This window comes from Gordonia sp. 135 (assembly GCF_009720185.1).
GTDB lineage: Bacteria > Actinomycetota > Actinomycetes > Mycobacteriales > Mycobacteriaceae > Gordonia > Gordonia alkanivorans.
In genome coordinates this window covers 1,754,412-1,773,333 of sequence record NZ_CP046257.1, presented here as the reverse complement: position 1 = coordinate 1,773,333, position 18,922 = coordinate 1,754,412, and the positions used below count along the sequence as shown (strand labels likewise).

Here is an 18,922-nt window from a genome sequence, read left to right as displayed (position 1 = left end):
AAGTGCAACTCTGAGTATCAGACAGATTCCATCTCCCATCGGGGGGACGAGGACATCCAGCGGGCGACATGCCCGCTCACATGATGGGATCCCAACATGACCAGCTACTTCATCACCGGAGGCAGCGGATTCATCGGCCGACGCGTCATCGATCGACTTCTGACCGTCGACCCCGGCGCGACCATCCACGCCCTGGTTCGCGAATCCTCACGATCGGCGTTCGACGCCCTGCTCGACGAGCTCGGTGCCACCGGTCGGGTGACCCCGGTCGTCGGGGACCTGACCAGCCCGGGCCTCGGCCTCGACACGCATGACCTGCCGGAGTTCGACCACGTGGTCCATCTCGCCGCGATCTACGACATGGCCGCCGACGCCGAGTCGCAGCGCGCGGCCAACGTCATCGGCACCTCTCGCGTCGCCGACTTCGCCATCACCCACGACGCCCTGTTCCACCACGTGTCCTCGGTCGCCGTCGCCGGCGATCATCGCGGCCGGTTCACCGAAGCCGATTTCGAAGTCGGCCAAGGTTTTCCGACGGCATATCACCGGACAAAGTTCGAGGCGGAGCGGGTCGTCCGCGAGCGCGAGGGCCTGCGGTGGCGCGTGTATCGGCCGTCGATCGTGGTCGGCGACTCGCGAACCGGCGAGATGGACAAGATCGACGGTCCCTACTACTTCTTCGGGCATCTCGCCGCGCTCGGCCACCTGCCGTCGAGACTGCGGTTGCCGATGCCCGACCTCGGCACGCTCAACATGGTGCCCGTCGACTTCGTCGCCGCCGCGATGGTCGCGCTCATCGCCGTGGACCCCGAACGCAGCGGATTGGTGTTCCATCTCGGCGACCGGCGTTCGCTCACCACCACCGAGATGTACAACGCCCTCGCCCCGGCATTCGGAGCGCCCCGCGGTTTCGACGTCATCCCGCACTCGGTGGTCGAGCCCGCGCTCGCTCTGTCGGCCATGGGACCCGCCCGCGTCGGCCGCAATCTCCTTGCCGCCCAACAAGGTATCCCGTCAGCGGTGCTCGACGCGGTGTCGTTGCCGGTGGACTTCTCCTCCGACGCCACCCACGCCGTCCTCCACGAGCACGGGATCAGCGTTCCCGACTTCACCGAGTACGCACCCGGCCTGTGGCAGTACTGGTCTGCCCACCTCGACCGCTCCCGCAACCGGCGCCGTGACCCCCGGGGTCCGCTGGTGGGCAAGAACATCCTCATCACCGGCGGGTCGAGCGGTATCGGCAAGGCCACCGCCCGGATGTGTGTCGCCCGCGGCGCCAACGTGATGATCGTGGCCCGGTCTGCCGAGGAACTCGATTCCGCCGCAGACGAATTGAATTCGACGACCAGCAAGAAGGGCATCCCGCCGGGCCGGGCGGTGGCCTACCAGTGCGACATCACCGACGAGGAGTCGGTCAACGCACTGATCAAGTCGGTGCTCGCCGAGCACGGTCACGTCGACGTGCTGGTCAACAACGCCGGCCGGTCCATCCGGCGCGCCACCGTGAACTCTGTACAGCGCTCGCACGACTACCACCGGGTCATGGCGGTCAACTACTTCGGCGCGGTCAACCTCATCCTCGGACTCCTGCCGCACATGGTGGCCCGGCGGTCGGGACATGTGGTCAACGTGACCTCGATCGCGGTGCAGTCCCGCGGACCGCGCTTCGGTGCCTACGCGGCGTCGAAGGCGGCACTGGAGGCGTTCAGCGACGTCACCGGCACCGAGACCGTCTCCGACCACGTCACATTCTCCAATGTGCGTCTGCCGCTGGTGAAGACGCGGATGATCTCGCCCACCGAGGCCTACGACAACCAGCCCGGCACCTGGGATGTGGACAAGGCCGCGTCCCGCGTGTTGCACGCGATCGTCGACCGGCCCAAGCGGGTCAGCTCGGTCGTCGGGACGATCGCCGAGATCGGGCACCGCTTCACGCCCGACCTGACCACCCGCATCCTGCATCTGGAGTACCTGCTGTTCGGCGAGTCGGCGGCAGCGATGGGGCGTGCCCGCCGTTCGGGTGGTCGCGACGCGTGATCGACACCCCGTACCTCGAGGTCGACGTCGACCGCCTGGACCGCAACCTCGCCGCCCTCGCCGGAGCAGCCCGGAGCGTCGGGGTCGACGTGCGGCCACACGCCAAGACTCACAAATGCGCCGAGATCGCCCGCCTGCAGATCGAGCACGGCGCGGTCGGCCTGACCGTGGCGACCATCGGCGAGGCCGAGGCATTCGCCGATGCCGCGGATGTCACCGGGTGCACCGACATCTTCATCGCGTACCCGTTGTGGCCGACCGCTGGCCAGGCAGCTCGACTCCGCGCCCTCGCCGAGCGGGTCACCCTGCGATTGGGGATCGATTCGCTCGCCGGCGCACGGCATCTCGCCTCCGCGGTGGGTCCGGCCCGGTTGCAGGTGCTCGTCGAGGTCGACTCCGGCCAGCACCGCACCGGCGTCACCCCCGAACTGGCCGGTTCGGTCGGCGCGGCGGGTGTCGCGGAGGGACTCGACGTGATCGGCGTGTTCACCTTCCCCGGCCACTCCTACGGCCTCGGCGACACCCGACGCGACGCGGCCACCCAGGAGCTGGCCGCACTGGCGACGGCGGCAGACGGATTGCGCGCCAACGGAATCGAACCGCGGGTACGCAGTGGTGGCTCGACCCCGACGGTCGGCCTGCTCGACGCCGAGCAGGCGAACGTCCTGACCGAGATCCGGCCCGGCGTGTACCCGTTCAACGACGCACAGCAGGTGGAGATCGGCTCGTGCGGCTTCGACGAGGTCTCGTTGACCGCGGTCGCGACGGTGGTGCGCCGTGACAACCACCGGGTCGTCCTCGACGCGGGCAGCAAGATCCTCGGTGCCGACCGCGCCGCCTGGGCGACCGGGTACGGCCGGCTCCTCGATCATCACGACGCCCGCATCGTGATGCTGTCGGAACATCATGCGGTGGTGGAGTTCCCGGCCGGGTCGTCCGACGAGCGCATCCCCGGTATCGGGAGTTTTGTTCGCGTGGTGCCGAATCACGTGTGCAACGCGGTCAACCTCGTCGACGAGCTGGTGGCGATCGACGGCTCGGACACCCGTTGGCCGGTGATCGCGCGGGGCCGCAACAACTGAGGCCCTCACTCGTAGACCCCTTCGACGATCCACTCACCGCCGCGGTAACAGAGCAGCAGGGCGCGTGAGTCGTCGAGCAGCACCTGAGCCCGCGCGATCAGTTCGGTTCCCGCCGCGGATGCGCGGTCCATTCCGACCGGCCACGGACCGGCCCACCAGCACAACCCCCAGCTCGTCTTCCGGCCTTTTCCGCCACCCGTCGTCTCCGACAGCCGGACGGTCACCGGTTCGGCGGTGAACGCTCCCCGGTCGGTCACCCGCACGGGTTGACCGAGGGCGTCGAGCACGCTGATCGCCGTCTCCACCAGAACCGTCGGGGTGGGTTGCGGCAGGTGCCCGGGCCACGGCGCGGACGGGTCGCGACGCGGTGTCCGTTCGTCGCCGAGGGACACCATCGTGATCCGTTCGGCTGGTCCGCGGCCACCGCTGAGCACCGGGATGCGCACGGCATCGCCGCCCAGCAACCCCTGGATGCGGACCAGGGAACGTCGAGCGCGTTCTTCGACGTCGGGGTCGACCGCCGAGCCACCCGCGAGCGTTTCCGTGAGCTGGTAGTGCAGGGCACCGGCCTCGACGACCTCCACCGGCTCCAGCCGCAGGCGCACGATCGGCGAGTCGGGGCGGGTGTCCTTGACCTGCCCTCTCGCCCGGCTGTTCCCTCGCCGGCCACCGGTCAGCCAGCCCTCCAACTGCCATCGGATACGGTCCGCGGTGGTCTCCGGGGTCAGCGGCTGCGCACAATTCCACGTCCTCGAATGCTGTTGTCCGCGTTCGGTGGTCGCCTCGATGGTGAGTCGGGTGCAAGCAACGGCGGCGTCGCGCAGTCGTTGGTGGAGCTTCTCGGCGAGGGTGCGGCCGATGAACGCCGCGGCATCGATGCGGTCGACTGGCGGATCGCAGGTGTGGTCGACATCGAGTTCGGCCGGCAGGTGGCGGCCCGACGGCACGCGGCCCGGCAACGCGTTGGCCAGACGGTGCGCGAGCACCGCGTCCCGGGCGAAGCGGGTCGCCACGTCGGCGATGTCCATCTCGGCGAATGCGCCGATGGTGCCTATCCCCAGACGCCGCAACAGATCCACCAGCTCGACACGCGACGGGTCGCTCATGCTCGGTTCGAGGGCGAGATCGGCGATGGGCCGGCCGGCGAGATAGGCCCGGTCCCCACCCGGCTCCACCTGGTGGCCGCGCCGCGCGGCCAGGACCGCGGTGAAGATCTCGTCGGCGATGCCGACCTGCGATTCGATGCCGCAGGCCGACACGACGTCGACGAGCTCCTCGGCGAGCGCCTCCATGCCGCCGAAGTAGCGAGCCGCCCGATCACCGGGGATCACCAGCAGACCCGGCCGGAGCACCTCGAGGGTCGGGATCACGTCGGCCACCGCGGCCACCACCGGATCGAACAGCCGGCCGTCGCGGACCTCGTCGGCCGCGACGACGGTCATCTCCGGGCACAGCGCCTGCGCCTGGCGTTTGCGCATGCCGCGCCGGACGCCGACGGCCCGGGCGGTCGACGAGCAGGCGACCACCCGGTTCGCCGACAGCACCGCCACCGGATGCAGCGGCGGCAGGTCGGCCTCGGCGGCCGCCGCCATCGCCGGCCAGTCCGGGCACCAGAGCGCGAGAGTCCGCCTGGTGAGTTCCTGCCGTGTCATCAGTTCGCGACCGCGAGGACCGGACGAGTGCTCGTCGTCGAGACCATCTCCACCGAGCGGTCGGCACCCTGACCTCGTGCCAGGAGGTCGACCTCGGTGCTCTGGGTCTGTCTGCCGCGTCCTGATGCCGTGACCTGCAGTCTCATTCCGCCGATGCGGCCGTATCCGCTGCGTGCGGAGTCCAGGTCGGTGGCGCCGGACAGCAGCGGACTGTGCCGGTAGGTGAGCACTCGCGCCTCGATGGTCAGCTGCGCACCCGGCCAGGTACCACCGGCGACCAGCAGGACCGACGACTGCTTGCGGACGCGTCCCATCACCACGCGTGCACGCGACGGGGCGACCGCATCCGCCGTACCCGGCCCCACACGGCCGAGCACCACCAGGTCCATGCCGTCGAGCAGGACCGCGGCGACCTCCACCGGATCGAGGCCGGGATCGGGAATGGTGGCGATGCGCGAGAGGTCCGCACCCATCTCCACCGCCGACAACAGGCTCAGCCGGGGCATCCCGACGATCCCGACCTGGCCACCCGCACGGGTGGCCGACGCGATCATCGCGATCAGCAACGAGTTGGCACCGTCGAACCGGGCGACCGTTCCGCGAGGAATCCCATTGTGCGGCAGTATCTCTGACAGCGGCTCCGGAATCGGCAGCACGCCGGTGGCCGGATCGCGCGTCTCCACTGCATGCCGGTCGGGACGTCCCGACATCGCCGCCATGCGTCGGCGGAGGCCGGCCAACTCATCCGTACGGGACGACACATCCATGACACTCTCCAGTCGCGTGGTGGTTCTCGAGCGAGCCGGGAAGGTGCTGCGCCATCTGGTTCTCGAACCGCCGTGGGAATGATCCGAGAGGGTGATCTCGTCCGCCGATCATTCGAACATTGTTTCGATGATCAGAGAGTAGGACCACCCACCGACAAGCGTCAACCGAGACCGATCGGCGACCCGCGACCAGACATAACACGTTGCACTGGAGCATCTTTCGTCACAGAAGAAGGCGAACAGCTGCGTATCCCCGCCTCGCTGCTTCAGGCGCGGGGAGCAAGGGCCGTCAGAACAGGGTGAGTGCGTGCTGCAGTTCGGGTGCGGCCACGGACCCGGGCGACCCCGCGTCCGAGCCGGACTGCCGCAGGCCACCAGAGCCGGCCAGCCCGTGCCGCTGAACCATCGGTTGCATCCGCTCCCGCAACCACGACGAGTACTCCGGCGTCACGTAGGCACCGCGCCCGTAGAGACCGCGGTACCTACGGATCAGCGCCGGATGTTCCTCGGCCAGCCATTCCAGGAACCACGGCTTGGTCGAGGACCGCAGGTGCATCGGGAACGCGGTCACGCCCGCCGCCCCCGCGTCGGCGAGCGCCCCGAGCAGCTCGTCGAGATGAGATCTCGCATCCGTCAGATACGGGATGACCGGTGCGACCATCACGTGCGGGGCGAGGCCGGCGTCGGCGAGGTCGCGGATCAGCGAGAGCCTGGCCTGCGGCGACGGGGTGCCGGGTTCGACCTTCCTCTGCAGATCCGGGTCGATGATCGCCAGCGAGATGCCGATGCCCACCGGGACCTGACCCGCCGCCTGTCGCAGCAGCGGCAGATCGCGCCGGATCAGCGTCCCCTTGGTGAGGATCGAGAACGGGGTCCGGGACTCCGCGAGCGCGGCGATCACACCCGGCATGAGCTTGTACCGACCCTCCGCGCGCTGATACGGGTCGGTGTTGGTCCCCAGGGCGACGGTCTCCCGCGTCCACGAGCGGCGTTTGAGCTCCTTGCGCAGCACCGCGGCCACGTTCAGCTTCACGACCACCTGGGAGTCGAAGTCCTTGCCCGCGTCGAGGTCGAGGTACTCGTGCGTCGGCCGGGCGAAACAATAGCGGCACGCGTGAGTGCATCCGCGAAAAGTGTTGACAGTGAACTGAAACGGGAGATGAGATGCTTCCGGGACACGATTGAGAGCACTCTTCGCCAGCACCTCGTGGAAGGTGACACCCTCGAAGTCGGGCGTCCGCACCGACCGCACCAGGCCGGAGCGGCTCAGCCCGGGGAGCGCCCCGTCGTCAGCCTCGACCGCCTGCTCGGACCATCGCATGAGAGCGAGTCGAACACATGTGCGATCCGGCTGTCAAGCGGAGTGCCCGCCGACGACCCCTCGCGGCTATCATCGCCGTATGCCACCGTCCGTCGGAACCCATCATGCCCCAGGTCCCCAGTACCTGGTGGCCGGCCGATACCGCCTGAAGTCGCGGATCGGTGGCGGCGGCATGGGCACGGTGTGGCTGGCCCGCGATCAGCTCCTCGATCGCGAGGTGGCCGTCAAACAGGTCATCTCCACCGAGGGCCTCACCGAGGATTCCGCGGACAACGTCCGCAAGCGGGCCATGCGCGAAGGTCGCATCGCGGCGAAGCTCTCGCATCGCAACGCCATCGCCATGCACGACGTCGCCCTCGACCGCGGTGAGCCGTGGCTGGTGATGGAATACCTGCCGTCGCGCAGTGTCGCGCAGATCCTGCATGCCACAACGACACTCGAGCCGAGGGAAGCAGCCCAGATCGGCGCACAGGTTGCCGATGCGATGGTCGAGGCCCATGCGGCCGGCATCGTGCACCGCGACATCAAGCCGGGCAACATCCTGATCGCCGAGGGCGGCCGTAACGCCGGGCTCGTCAAGATCACCGACTTCGGGATCTCGCGGGCCAAGGACGACGTGACCCTCACCCAGACCGGCGTGATCACCGGCACCCCAGCCTATTTCGCGCCCGAGGTGGCCCGCGGCGCGGAGCCGATGGAGGCCTCCGACGTCTACTCGCTGGGCGCCACGATCTACACGATGGTCGAGGGTCAACCACCGTTCGGCGTCGACGACAATTCGATCACCTTGCTGCACAAGGTCGCTCGCGCGCGGATCAATCCGATGACGAAGGCCGGCGAACTCGAACCCGTCCTGCTGCGCCTGCTCGAACCGAGTCCGACCAAGCGGCCGACGATGGCGGAGGCGCGCGATGCCCTCACCGCGTTCGCGGCGGGTTCGCGCGGTACCAAGGACCAGGTGCTCACCGGCCTCATCACCCGCCCCGGCACCGGTACGCCGGTGTGGGCACAACGTAACAACCGTTCGTCGACGACGGGACCTCACCGCCCGGTGGCGGGCGCGACGCTGCCGCCCTACGCCCCCACGATCGCCGGCGACCGCGGCTCACGCGATGTCCCGCACACCCGGCAGGAGCACCACTCCCCGACCCTGATGTCGACGCCGCCGCCGTATTCGGTGACGTCCCGGTCGTCTTCGTCCCACCGTCAACCGATGAACCCCGGCTACGGGGAACCGACCCGGACCCCGGTGACCTCGAGCACCGCGCTCGCGGTGTCGGTGTTCGTGTTCTTCGCGGTGCTGGCGGTGCTCGTGGTCCTCGCCATCGCACTGTTGCGGTAATACGCAATCCCGCGGGACCATTTCCTTCCCGCTTTCCGGCTAGCGCCCGCGGGAGGGAAATGGACCCGCGGGAGGTCAACGCTCCCGCGGGGTTACCCGATGTGGCGCGTGGCCGCCCAGCGGGTCAGCGCGTTCCGGTTGGACTGCTGGGTCTTGCGCAGCACGTTCGACGCGTGCGTCTCCACTGTCTTGATCGAGATGAAGAGTTCCTCGGCGATCTCCCGGTAGGTGTAGCCGCGGGCGAGCAGCCGCAACACCTCGAGTTCACGGCGGGTGAGGGAGTCGAGTTCGGGGTCCAGCGGCGGTTCGGGCGCCGACGACTTCCCGGTGAACGAGTCCAGCACGAATCCGGCCAGCCGGGGGCTGAACACCGCATCGCCCTCGGCGACCCGGCGCACCGCGTCGGCCAGTTCGGCGCCGTCGATCGTCTTGGTGACATACCCGCGGGCGCCTGCCCGGATCGTCGCGATCACGTCCTCGGCGGCATCGGAGACGCTGAGGGCGAGGAAGACCGGCGCCGTCTCCGCATCGGCGCCGACCCGGTCGAGGACGCCCCGCAGCACCGCGACCCCGCCGCCGGCGGGCATGTGGACATCGAGGAGCACCACATCCGGTGCGGTAGCCACGATCCCGGCGATCGCCTCCGGCACGGCGCCCGCCTCCCCGACCACACGTAGCCCCGACTCGTCGGCCAGTTCCGCGCGCACCCCGGAACGGAACACGGCGTGGTCGTCGACGAGGTACACGGTGTAGGTCGACGCCGCGGCGTCGGCGTTGTACGACGCTGCCGCGTCGGCCGTCGTGTCCGTCGGGTTCGGGGTCTGCTCGGGGGTCGTCATCTCACCTTCCGGTCGTCCGTCGGTTCGTTCTCTGACTGCAGCTGTTCCACCGGGGACGCCGCGACCTCGCCCGCGACCTCGGTCCCCGCCACACCGTCGATGCGCGGCATCGTGAGCGCGACGTTGGTGCCGCGCCCCGGTGTCGAGGTGATCGCCACGCGGCCACCCATCCGTTCCATCCGCGCCCGGATCGACCGGGTGATGCCCTGGCGATCGTCGTCGACGACGTCCGGGTCGAAGCCGACGCCGCGGTCGCGGACGAACACCTCGACCTGATCGTCGGTCACCTCGCTGTACACGTCGACCGTGCGCTCACCGGAATGTTTGGCCGCGTTGACCAGCGCCTCCCGGGTCGCGCCCGCCAGCGCCGACCAGCGCTTCGCATCACGTGCGTCGCTGGGCCGCAGGTCGCCGACGGTGATGATCTCGACCTCGACCCCGTAGGCGTCCTCGACCTCCGCGCCGACGCTGCGCAGCGCCGCGGCGAGCGAGCCGCGCTCCTGGGCGGGGTCGCCGAACAGCCACGCACGCAGCTCGCGTTCCTGGCTGCGGGCGAGGCGCGCGACCTCCTCCGGGCGATGGGCCTTCTTCTGGATCAGTGCGAGGGTCTGCAGCACCGAATCGTGTAGGTGCGAGGCGATCTCCTCGCGTTCGGCATTGCGGATGCGTGCGGCACGTTCCTCGTTGAGGGCGCGCCACATCCGCATCCACAGCGGCACGGTGAGCAGCACGACGCCGATCAGGGTCGCGATCACCGCGAGGATCGTCGAGTTGAGTCCGCCGAAGCTGCGATCGCCGGCGAGGACGATCACCACCAATCCGCCGACCACCAGCAGCACCCCGCCGATGAGCCGTGTCCAGGTGAGCAGCGGGGCACGCGGCGCGCGGTGAGAGGTGTCGAACTCGCGCCACACCAGGCTCGCGCCGATGGCGACGAACACGAAGGGGACGAGGTATTCCGCGGGCGTGCCCGACGCGGCGAAGCCGACGACCGACATCGCCACGAGCCCGATCACCGCGAGTCCGAGTGACTGCCGGCGCTCGCCCGGTGCGGGCGGTGCGGTGTCCTTGCCGGGTGGGCAGAAGAACCACAGCAGCCCGTAGGCCGCGACCCCGGCACCGGCCAGCGCGGCGAGCACCACGAACACGATCCGGACGCGGAAGACGTCGACCCCCAGATGGTCGGCTATGCCACCGGCGACCCCGGCGACCACCCGGCCGCCGTCCCGTCGTACCAGCCGCGGGGCAGGCTCCACCTCCGTTCCACTCACCCCTCGATGTTCCCACGGGCGACGAATCCGGACATCGGGGTTCACCCCTGTTTCTGTGCCCGCGGTCTCGGGGTGGAGGTTCGTCCCCCCGATCACCCCCGGGCGGAAATCAGGGGATCACCCGATGTGCTGCGGGTGCCCGGGAGAGCACGATGATCGCCATGGACACCAAGGAGTTCCAGAATCAGCTCAGGGAGATGTGGTCGACACGCCCCTACCGTCCGGAGAACCGGACCATCGCCGGCGTGTGCAGTGGCATCGCGGCCCGCTACCGCGTCGATCCGACCCTCGTGAAGATCGCCTTCGTGGTGTCCGCCTTCTTCGGCGGCAGCGGGCTGATCCTGTACCTGGCCGCGTGGATCGCGTTCCCGGGCCGGCAGCGCGCCCACGCCGAGGCCCTTCGCGCCGCCCACTCCGGTGGTCGCGGCGGCCACGGCTGGGGCAACCCGCAGTTCATCGTGCTGGCCGTCCTCGCGATCGTCATCGTCACCTCGGTCGGCCCGAACCGCACCTGGGGATCGGGCGGACTGGTCGGCGCGATCCTCATGCTCGGCGGGTGGTACCTGCTCCACCTGCGCACCCCGACGCCCCCGCCCGGCACCAGCATCGACACCGTCGCCGTCACCGACGTCGTGGTGCCGCCGCCGACGGCGGGGCAGTTCGAACGCTGGGTCCCGCGCGCCATGGCCGGCACCGAGACCACCGGTGTCCCGGCGAACACGCCGACCCCCACGAACACCCCGGGCGTCGACTTGCAGAAACCCACCCACGGCCCCGGAACGCAGCCGAGTCCGGCGACGAACGTGACCCCCACCACCGAGCCGGCCGTGAACTTCGCGGCGACAGAGGAGACGGGCTTGAGCCAGAACGACGTCGACACCGCTTCGGCCGGCACGCAACGCTGGTCTCCCCTGCCGACCCCGGTGCCCGCCTCCGACGACATCGACACCGCCCCGCCGGCCTGGGATCCGCTGGGAGTCGCCCCGTTCGCCTGGGATCTGCCCGAACCCGCCACACCGGTGAAGCCGGTCGAGCAGCGTCGTCGCCGGTCACCGTTGACGCTGATCGTCCTCGGGCTCGCGGTCATCGTCGGAGCGATCGGCACGGCCCTGCATCAGGCTGGAGTCGATTGGTTCACCGTGCCACGCATCCTCTCCCTGTCTCTGGCGGTCGTCGGTGCCGGCCTCGTGCTGGCCGCGACACTGCGCCGGCGCACCGGCGAGCACAGCACCGGCCTGCTGCCCGTCGCCATCCTGCTGGGTATCGCGACCATCGTGACCACCACGGTCTCCGGTGTCACCCTGCCCACCGGCGGGGTCGGCGATCGCAACTGGAAGCCGCTGAGCGAGAACGACATCCAGACCGAGTACACCCTCGGGATGGGTGAGATGACCCTCGACCTACGGGAGATCGACCTCACCGCCGACCGGCGGGTGGAACTACGGAACGGGATCGGCGTCATCGAGGTCGCGTTGCCCGAGAACATGAACGTCCGCGTCACCTGCGACACCGGCGTCGGCGACATCGAGTGTCCCGCCGGACTCGACGGCGGCCGTGACGGCACCGACGGGCCCGTTCTCGAGATCGACGCACACACCGGCATGGGAGAGGTTCGGGTCACCCGATGAACGAGCAAACCGACAGCGGCCCGAACGCCGCCGACGACTACGCCGAATCAACCCATCGTGCACCGGGATTGGGGATCGTGGGCATCGCGGCCCTGGCGGTCGCGGGCTGGGGACTCGCCGGCGGACCGGCACTCCCCGACGCCGCCGACCTCGGCTGGGCCGCCGTCGGCGTCGGACTGCTGATCGGCCTGATCCTCATCATCTCCGGAACGCGTAGCCGGGGATGAGGGACGAGGGGTGAACGCAATCAGGCCGGCGCGATGATCACGCCGGCCTGATTGCGTTCGGTCATTCCCACTCGATGGTGCCCGGCGGCTTGCTCGTCACGTCGAGGACGACGCGGTTGACGTCGGGAACCTCGTTGGTGATGCGCGTCGAGATGACCTCGAGGACCTCGTAGGGCACGCGGGTCCAGTCGGCGGTCATCGCGTCCTCGCTCGAGACGGGACGCAGCACGATCGGGTGTCCGTAGGTACGGCCGTCGCCCTGGACGCCGACGCTGCGGACGTCGGCCAGCAGCACCACCGGGCACTGCCAGATCTGGGCGTCGAGGCCGGCGGCGGTCAGCTCCTCGCGGGCGATGAGGTCGGCCTTGCGCAGCATCTCCAGGCGATCGGCGGTCACCTCGCCGACGATGCGGATAGCCAGACCCGGGCCCGGGAACGGCTGGCGTGCCACGATCTCCTCGGGCAGGCCGAGCTCGCGACCGACGGCGCGGACCTCGTCCTTGAACAGCAGGCGCAGGGGCTCGACGAGGCTGAACTCGAGGTCGTCGGGCAGGCCGCCGACGTTGTGGTGGCTCTTGATGTTCGCGGTGCCGCTGCCGCCACCGGATTCCACGACGTCGGGGTACAGGGTGCCCTGGACCAGGAACTCGACCTTCTCCCCCGACTCGGCCTCCTCGCCGAGGACCTCGCTCACCGCGCCCTCGAAGGAACGGATGAACTCGCGGCCGATGATCTTGCGCTTGGTCTCCGGGTCGCTGACACCGGACAATTCCTTGAGGAACACCTCGGCGGCGTCGACGGTCACGAGCTTGGCGCCGGTCGCGCCGACGAAGTCGTGCTGGACCTGCTCGCGCTCACCGGCGCGGAGCAGTCCGTGGTCGACGAAGACACAGGTGAGGCGGTCGCCGATGGCGCGCTGCACCAGCGCGGCGGCCACCGCGGAGTCGACACCGCCAGACAGACCGCAGATCGCCCGGCCGTCGCCGATCTGATCGGCGACCGCGTCGATGAGGGCGTCGGCGATGTTCGCCGCGGTCCAGGTGGCCTCGAGACCGGCGACCTCGTAGAGGAAGCGGGTGAGGATCTGCTGGCCGTGCGGGGTGTGCAGCACCTCGGGGTGGTACTGGACGCCGGCCATGCGGCGCTCGAGGTTCTCGAACGCCGCGACGGGGGCGCCGGGCGTCGAACCGGTGACGGTGAAGCCCTCCGGCGCCTGCTGCACCGCGTCGTTGTGGCTCATCCACACCGGCTGGGTGTCGGAGAGACCCTGGTGCAGGATGCCCTCGCCGTTCGCCGTCAGGGTGGTGCGGCCGAACTCGCGACCACCGGTGTTCGCGACCTCGCCACCGAGCTTCGCGGCCATCGCCTGGAAGCCGTAGCAGATGCCGAAGACCGGGATGTCCAGGTCGAACACGGCGGGATCGAGTTCGGGGGCGTCTTCGGCGTACACCGACGCCGGTCCGCCCGAGAGGATGATCGCGACCGGGTTCTTCTCCTGGATCTTCGCCAGCGGCGCGTCGTGGGAGATCACCTCGGAGTAGATCCGGGCCTCACGCACTCTCCGTGCGATCAGCTGCGCGTACTGCGCTCCGAAGTCGACGACGAGTACGGGCCGCGGGCCCTCGAGGAAATCCTCTGCAGAAGAGTCTGTCACCCGGCCGAGTCTAGTGGTCGACCACGACGTGAAATACTTCGACACCGACATGACTGCATCTCCCCGTACCACCGCATGGTCGCTGAGCATCGGCGATCTCACCCAGGCCGCCGTTTTCGCCGCGCTGATCGCCGCACTCGGCCTGCCCGGGACCATCAACATCGGCACCAGTGGCGTGCCGATCACGTTCCAGACCCTTGGTGTGATCCTGGCGGGAGCCGTCCTGGGACCCAGGAAGGGCACCCTCGCCGTCGTCATCTTCATGGTGCTGGCCATCGCCGGACTCCCCATCCTGTCGGGCGGACGCAGCGGCCTCACCGCGCTGGCCTCCCCGACCGCCGGCTACTTCGTCGGCTTCCTGCCCGCGGTCATCGTGATCGGCGTGCTCACCGCGGCGATGATGTCCGTCGGCGACAAACCGCGCTACCGCGTTCTCTGGGGCATCGGGATCAACGCGCTGGGCGGGATGTTCGTCCTGTACCTGTTCGGGGTGATCGGATTGGTCCTGCGCACCGACCTGACGGTGTGGGCGGCGATCACGTCGAACGGCCCGTTCATCATCGGCGACGTCATCAAGGTCGTCGTCGCCGCGGTGGTGGCCGCGCAGATCCATCGCGGTCGCCCCGGCCTCATCGAGCCGCTCCGACTGTCCCGGCGCGCCGGCGCCGGCAGCTGAGCCGCTCCGCGATCGCCCCGCTTCGATGATCGAGTTCACGAACGTCTCCCACGCCTACGACGACCGGGTCGTGCTGCGTGACGTCTCGCTGAATCTCACCGAGAACCGGATCGGCATCGTCGGGGCCAACGGCAGCGGGAAGTCGACCCTGGCGCGGATGATCAACGCGCTCGTCGTGCCCGGGACGGGCATGGTGACGGTCGACGGTCTCGACGTCTCCCGCAACAAACGTGAGGTCCGTCGCCGCGTCGGGTTCATCTTCTCCGACCCCGACCGGCAGATCATCATGCCGACGGTCATCGAGGACATCGAACTGTCGTTGCGCCGCACCGACCTAGACAAGAAGCAGCGCGCGATCCGGGCTCTCGAGGTGCTCGAGCGTTTCGGGCTGGGCGAGCACGCCGACCATCCCGCCCAACGGCTGTCCGGCGGGCAGAAACAGCTCCTCGCGCTCGCATCGATCTTCGTCACCGACCCGGCGATCATCGTCGCCGACGAGCCGACGACACTGCTCGACCTCCGCAACACGCGCATGCTCACCGACGTCTTCGCGACGCTCGACGAGCAACTCATCGTCGTCAGTCACGACCTCGACATCCTCGACGGCTTCGACCGCGTCATCGTCATCGACGACGGCCGGGTGGTCGCCGACGACGAGCCCTCGCCGGCGCTCGCCTACTACCGCACACTGATGTCGTGAACGTCCTCGGCGTCTACCGTCCCGGGAACACCCTGGTGCACCGGCTCCCGCCGGGGGTCAAGTTCGTCGCGATGGCCGTGGCGATCCTGGTGATGTCGCTGACCGTGCGGACGCTGCCCGCGTTGGGGATCGCGACCCTCGCGGTCGCGGCGACGTTCGCGCTCGCCGGGATCGGCCCGGTCGAGGCCTGGCGTCAACTCCGCCCGCTGCTCTGGATGTTGTTGTTCATCTTCGCTTTTCAGGTGATCTTCACCGATTGGCGACGCGCCGTGGTGATCTGCGGCGTGCTGGCGTTGTCGGTCGCGCTCGCCACGATAGTCACACTGACGACCCGCACCACCGACATGCTCGACGCCATTGTCCGCGGCCTGGGTCCGCTGCGCCACGTGGGCGTGCGCACCGACCTGATCGCCATCGCTCTGGCACTGACGATCCGAGCGATCCCGCTGATGGTCGAGGTGGTGCGCGAGGTCGACGAGGCACGCAAGGCGCGTGGGCTGCGGCCGGGTCCGCGCATCCTGGTGGCGCCGGTGGTGCTCGCCGCGCTCCGCACCGCGGACGGGTTCGCCGACACCCTCACCGCCCGCGGGCTCGACTAGCCGCAACCCGTAGAAGTCATGCGTGCCATGCACAGCCACATTTCTTCTCCGGAGTCCGGTCAGGCGGTGACGCCCGGCCGGGTGATCGGCGTGATCGGCAGGCGCAGCGCCCCGGGCGCATCCGCGGGGACGACCGGCGCCTTGGGCGTCGAGGGATCGATGCGCTGGTACGACTGCCCCTGCGACGGCCGGCGGTCTTCCTCACCCTTGTTCGGCCACAACGCGATCGCGCGCTCGGCCTGGGCACAGATCGTGAGCGACGGGTTCACACCGAGGTTCGCCGAGACCGATGCACCGTCGGTGACGTGCAGCGTCGGGTAGTTCCACACGCGCTGGTAGGGGTCGATGACGCCGGTGGACGGGTCGTCGGAGATCGCACACCCGCCGAGGTAGTGGGCGGTCAGCGGCATGTTGAAGATGTCGCCCCACGTGCCACCGGCGATGCCGCTGTTCATCTTGGCGGCGATCCGGCGAGTTGCCTCGTTGCCCTTGGGGATCCACGTCGGGTTCGGCTCGCCGTGCCCCTGCTTGCTGGTGACGTAGCGCAGCGGTCCCCGCTTGCGCACGAAGGTCGTCAGCGAGTTGTTGTTGTTCTGCATGACCAGCGCGATCACCGTACGTTCGCTCCACTGCTTCACGACGAGCAGCCGAACCAGCAGGAACGGGTTCTTCGCGACCTGCTTCAGGAACTGCCCGAACCGGTTGCGGCGCGTGCCGCCGTCGGTGAGCAACGTCTGCAGGTAGGCGATCGCGTTGGAGCCCTTGCCATATCGCACCGGCTCGATGTGGGTGTTCGGCTCCGGGTAGAACGACGAGGTGATCGCGACGCCGCGCGAGTAGTCGTTCTCCGGATCGATCCGCGAACCCATCGCGCCCAGGATCGACTCCGAGTTCGTACGCGTCAGCTGTCCCATCGCATCCGAGATCTGCGGCAGCGTGGTCAGTTTCGCGTGATGCATCAGACGCTGGGTGTTGAACGTTCCGGCGGCGAGAATCACGTGACCGGCGGTGAAGGTGCGCTTGCGTCGTCCCAGCGGTCCCCACGAGGACGAGTGGTGTGTGCCGACCTGCCACGAGCCGTCGGCACGCCGGACGAGCGAGTCGACCGTGGTGCGGTCGACGATGGTGGCACCGTTGCGTTCCGCGAGTCCGAGGTAGTTCTTCAGAAGCGTGTTCTTGGCGCCGACGCGGCAGCCGGTCATGCAGGCTCCGCATTCGGTGCAGGCAGTGCGGTCGGGTCCCGCGCCGCCGAAGTACGGGTCGGGCACCGTCTCTCCGGGTGCGCCGGCGAGTCCGGTCTTGGCTCCGAAGAACACGCCGACGGGCGTGGGGGTCACGGTGTGGCCGACGCCCATCTCCTCCGCCACCTCGGCGACGATCCGGTCGGAAGAGGTGACAGTCGGGTTCTTGACCACGCCGAGCATCCGCCGGGCCTGGTCGTAGTACGGCGTGAGCTCGTCCTCCCAGTCGGTGATGTGGTTCCACTGGGGGTCGGTGAAGAACGGCGTCGGCGGCTTGTACAGCGTGTTCGCGTAGTTCAGCGAACCGCCGCCCACACCCGCACCGGCCAGGATCATCACATCCTTGAGCGCGTGGATGCGCTGGATTCCGTACAGGCCCAGCTTCGGCGCCCACAGCCAGCGGTTGAGACGCCATGAGGTCTTCGCGAACTCGTCGTCCTCGAAACGGCGACCCGCCTCGATGACGCCGACGCGGTAACCCTTCTCCACGAGTCGCAGCGCGCTCACGCTGCCGCCGAAACCGGATCCGACGATGAGGACGTCGAAGTCCGTGGAGCTGTCGGATCGCTTCTTCACACCCATGAATACGATGCTAATGGTCGTTGTCACATGGGATGACTCAGGTCACCCTAACTAGGCGTGGACGGAAAGCCCCACCCGCTGGAACTCCTTGAGGTCGCAGTATCCGGCCTTCGCCATCGCGCGACGCAGGGCGCCGACGAGGTTGAGCTCGCCGAACGGGTCGTCGGACGGACCGTTGAGGACGCGCTCGAGGCTCGGGCGGTCGGCGTTGCCGGCCACCTGCAGGAGCGCGCCGCGCGGGGTGTCGGGGTGGGCGGCGGCCGACGGCCAGTACCAGCCACCACCGGGAGCCGACGCGGAGGCGGCGAGCGGCGTACCGAGCACAGCGGCGTCGGCACCACAGGCGATGGCCTTGATCAGGTCGCCCGAGTTGTGGATGTCGCCGTCGGCGATGACGTGGACGTACCGTCCGCCGGTCTCGTCGAGGTAGTCGCGGCGGGCGGCGGCGGCGTCGGCGATGGCGGTGGCCATCGGCACGCCGATGCCCAGCACCTCACCGGTGGTGGTCGCGCCCGCGGCCGAGCCGTAACCGACGATCACACCGGCCGCACCGGTACGCATCAGGTGCAGCGCGGTGCGGTGGTCGTGCACACCACCCGCGATGACCGGGATGTCGAGATCGGCGATGAACGTCTTGAGGTTCAACGGTTCCCGGGCACCCTCGCCGTCGACCTGGGCGACGTGCTCGGCCGAGATGATCGTGCCGTGCACGACGAGGAGCTCGACACCGGCCTTGAGCAGCGCCGGGGTGAGTTCCGGCGCGTGCTGCGGGCTGACGCGGACCGCGGTGGTGACACCGGCGTCGCGCACCTGCGCCACCGCCTCGGCGAGCAGACCGCTGTCGAGGGGTGCCGCGTGCAGCTTCTGCAGATGACGCACCGCGGCATAGGGATCGGGATCGCCGGCGGCGATGGCGGCCAGCTCCTCGAGCTTGGCGTCGACGTCGCGATGCCGTGCCCACAGTCCTTCACCGTTGATGACGCCGAGCGCGCCGAGCTTGCCGAGTTCGATGGCCACCGACGGCGACACCAGGGCGTCGGTCGGGTGGCTCAGGATCGGCGACTCGAACCGGTAGGCATCGATCTGCCACGCGGTGGAGACGTCCTTGGAGGAACGGGTCCGACGGGACGGGACGATGCTGATGTCGTCCAGTTCGTAGGTCCGTCGGGCCGTCCGGCCCATGCCGATTTCGACGAGGTCACGCACCAGTGCGCCTTTCTGAGTGTTCAGGCTCCGGGGAGTTCAGCTGCACAACGACCCTACGGTGTCCCCGGTCCGGGCGGACCGGCGGGAACGACCGAGGA

General features: G+C 69.1%; 16 protein-coding genes. 8 read left to right on the top strand and 8 right to left on the bottom strand.

Annotated features, from left to right (window positions below; translation table 11 throughout):
* Positions 1-96: 96 nt before the first annotated feature.
* Together GKZ92_RS08145 and GKZ92_RS08140 are read left to right on the top strand one after the other, a co-directional pair.
* Complete coding sequence (locus GKZ92_RS08145) at positions 97-2,037, top strand: SDR family oxidoreductase (protein ID WP_127963405.1); 1,941 nt, start codon at positions 97-99, stop codon at positions 2,035-2,037.
* Positions 2,034-3,119 (top strand): alanine racemase, encoded by a 1,086-nt coding sequence (locus GKZ92_RS08140; protein WP_006360740.1) that lies wholly within the window; start codon positions 2,034-2,036, stop codon positions 3,117-3,119. Before GKZ92_RS08145 ends, GKZ92_RS08140 begins: the two co-directional genes overlap by 4 nt.
* A gap of 5 nt (positions 3,120-3,124) precedes the next feature.
* On the opposite strand, the gene GKZ92_RS08135 is transcribed toward GKZ92_RS08140, so the two are convergent.
* From GKZ92_RS08135 to GKZ92_RS08125, 3 genes are all read right to left on the bottom strand, one after another.
* Positions 3,125-4,771: a DNA polymerase Y family protein gene (locus GKZ92_RS08135; RefSeq protein ID WP_006360739.1), complete on the bottom strand. Its 1,647-nt coding sequence runs from the start codon at positions 4,769-4,771 to the stop codon at positions 3,125-3,127.
* On the bottom strand, positions 4,771-5,538 hold the full coding sequence (locus tag GKZ92_RS08130; protein ID WP_035750570.1) for a hypothetical protein: 768 nt from the start codon (positions 5,536-5,538) through the stop codon (positions 4,771-4,773). The genes GKZ92_RS08135 and GKZ92_RS08130 overlap by 1 nt, the downstream gene beginning before the upstream one ends.
* 289 nt (positions 5,539-5,827) lie before the next feature.
* Positions 5,828-6,859 carry an Rv2578c family radical SAM protein gene (locus tag GKZ92_RS08125; RefSeq protein ID WP_006360737.1) on the bottom strand — a complete coding sequence of 344 codons (1,032 nt, stop codon included), beginning with the start codon at positions 6,857-6,859 and terminating at the stop codon, positions 5,828-5,830.
* A 79-nt stretch (positions 6,860-6,938) separates the two neighbouring features.
* On the opposite strand from GKZ92_RS08125, the gene GKZ92_RS08120 reads away from it, so the two are divergent.
* Positions 6,939-8,201, top strand: coding sequence for a serine/threonine-protein kinase (locus tag GKZ92_RS08120; protein ID WP_035750568.1), 1,263 nt, complete (start codon positions 6,939-6,941; stop codon positions 8,199-8,201).
* Positions 8,202-8,293: 92 nt separating this feature from the next.
* Here GKZ92_RS08120 and GKZ92_RS08115 read toward each other — a convergent pair whose 3' ends face one another.
* On the bottom strand, positions 8,294-9,040 hold the full coding sequence (locus GKZ92_RS08115; protein ID WP_006360735.1) for a LuxR C-terminal-related transcriptional regulator: 747 nt from the start codon (positions 9,038-9,040) through the stop codon (positions 8,294-8,296).
* Entirely contained in the window at positions 9,037-10,311 is a 1,275-nt protein-coding gene (locus tag GKZ92_RS08110; RefSeq protein WP_035750566.1) for an ATP-binding protein, read from the bottom strand. Before GKZ92_RS08110 ends, GKZ92_RS08115 begins: the two co-directional genes overlap by 4 nt.
* A gap of 152 nt (positions 10,312-10,463) precedes the next feature.
* On the opposite strand from GKZ92_RS08110, the gene GKZ92_RS08105 reads away from it, so the two are divergent.
* The gene (locus GKZ92_RS08105) at positions 10,464-11,939 is read left to right on the top strand and encodes a PspC domain-containing protein (RefSeq protein ID WP_155225159.1); all 1,476 of its coding nucleotides are present in this window, start codon (positions 10,464-10,466) and stop codon (positions 11,937-11,939) included.
* Complete coding sequence (locus GKZ92_RS08100) at positions 11,936-12,166, top strand: hypothetical protein (protein ID WP_006360732.1); 231 nt, start codon at positions 11,936-11,938, stop codon at positions 12,164-12,166. Before GKZ92_RS08105 ends, GKZ92_RS08100 begins: the two co-directional genes overlap by 4 nt.
* A 61-nt stretch (positions 12,167-12,227) precedes the next feature.
* Here GKZ92_RS08100 and guaA read toward each other — a convergent pair whose 3' ends face one another.
* A complete protein-coding gene (gene guaA / locus GKZ92_RS08095) occupies positions 12,228-13,820 on the bottom strand; it encodes a glutamine-hydrolyzing GMP synthase (protein ID WP_155225158.1) in 1,593 nt (530 codons plus the stop codon).
* Positions 13,821-13,869: 49 nt separating this feature from the next.
* On the opposite strand from guaA, the gene GKZ92_RS08090 reads away from it, so the two are divergent.
* Genes GKZ92_RS08090 through GKZ92_RS08080 form a run of 3 tightly spaced genes read left to right on the top strand, consistent with a single transcriptional unit; the run spans position 13,870 to position 15,795 of the window.
* Positions 13,870-14,496 (top strand): biotin transporter BioY, encoded by a 627-nt coding sequence (locus GKZ92_RS08090; protein WP_035750894.1) that lies wholly within the window; start codon positions 13,870-13,872, stop codon positions 14,494-14,496.
* 25 nt (positions 14,497-14,521) lie between these two features.
* Entirely contained in the window at positions 14,522-15,196 is a 675-nt protein-coding gene (locus GKZ92_RS08085) for an energy-coupling factor ABC transporter ATP-binding protein (RefSeq protein ID WP_006360729.1), read from the top strand.
* The gene (locus tag GKZ92_RS08080; protein WP_006360728.1) at positions 15,193-15,795 is read left to right on the top strand and encodes an energy-coupling factor transporter transmembrane component T family protein; all 603 of its coding nucleotides are present in this window, start codon (positions 15,193-15,195) and stop codon (positions 15,793-15,795) included. Before GKZ92_RS08085 ends, GKZ92_RS08080 begins: the two co-directional genes overlap by 4 nt.
* Positions 15,796-15,854: 59 nt before the next feature.
* On the opposite strand, the gene GKZ92_RS08075 is transcribed toward GKZ92_RS08080, so the two are convergent.
* A complete protein-coding gene (locus GKZ92_RS08075) occupies positions 15,855-17,618 on the bottom strand; it encodes a GMC family oxidoreductase N-terminal domain-containing protein (RefSeq protein WP_042376705.1) in 1,764 nt (587 codons plus the stop codon).
* Between the two features lie 51 nt (positions 17,619-17,669).
* Positions 17,670-18,824, bottom strand: a complete 1,155-nt coding sequence (locus tag GKZ92_RS08070) for a GuaB3 family IMP dehydrogenase-related protein (protein WP_005195872.1) — start codon at positions 18,822-18,824, stop codon at positions 17,670-17,672.
* Between the last annotated feature and the right edge of the window lie 98 nt (positions 18,825-18,922).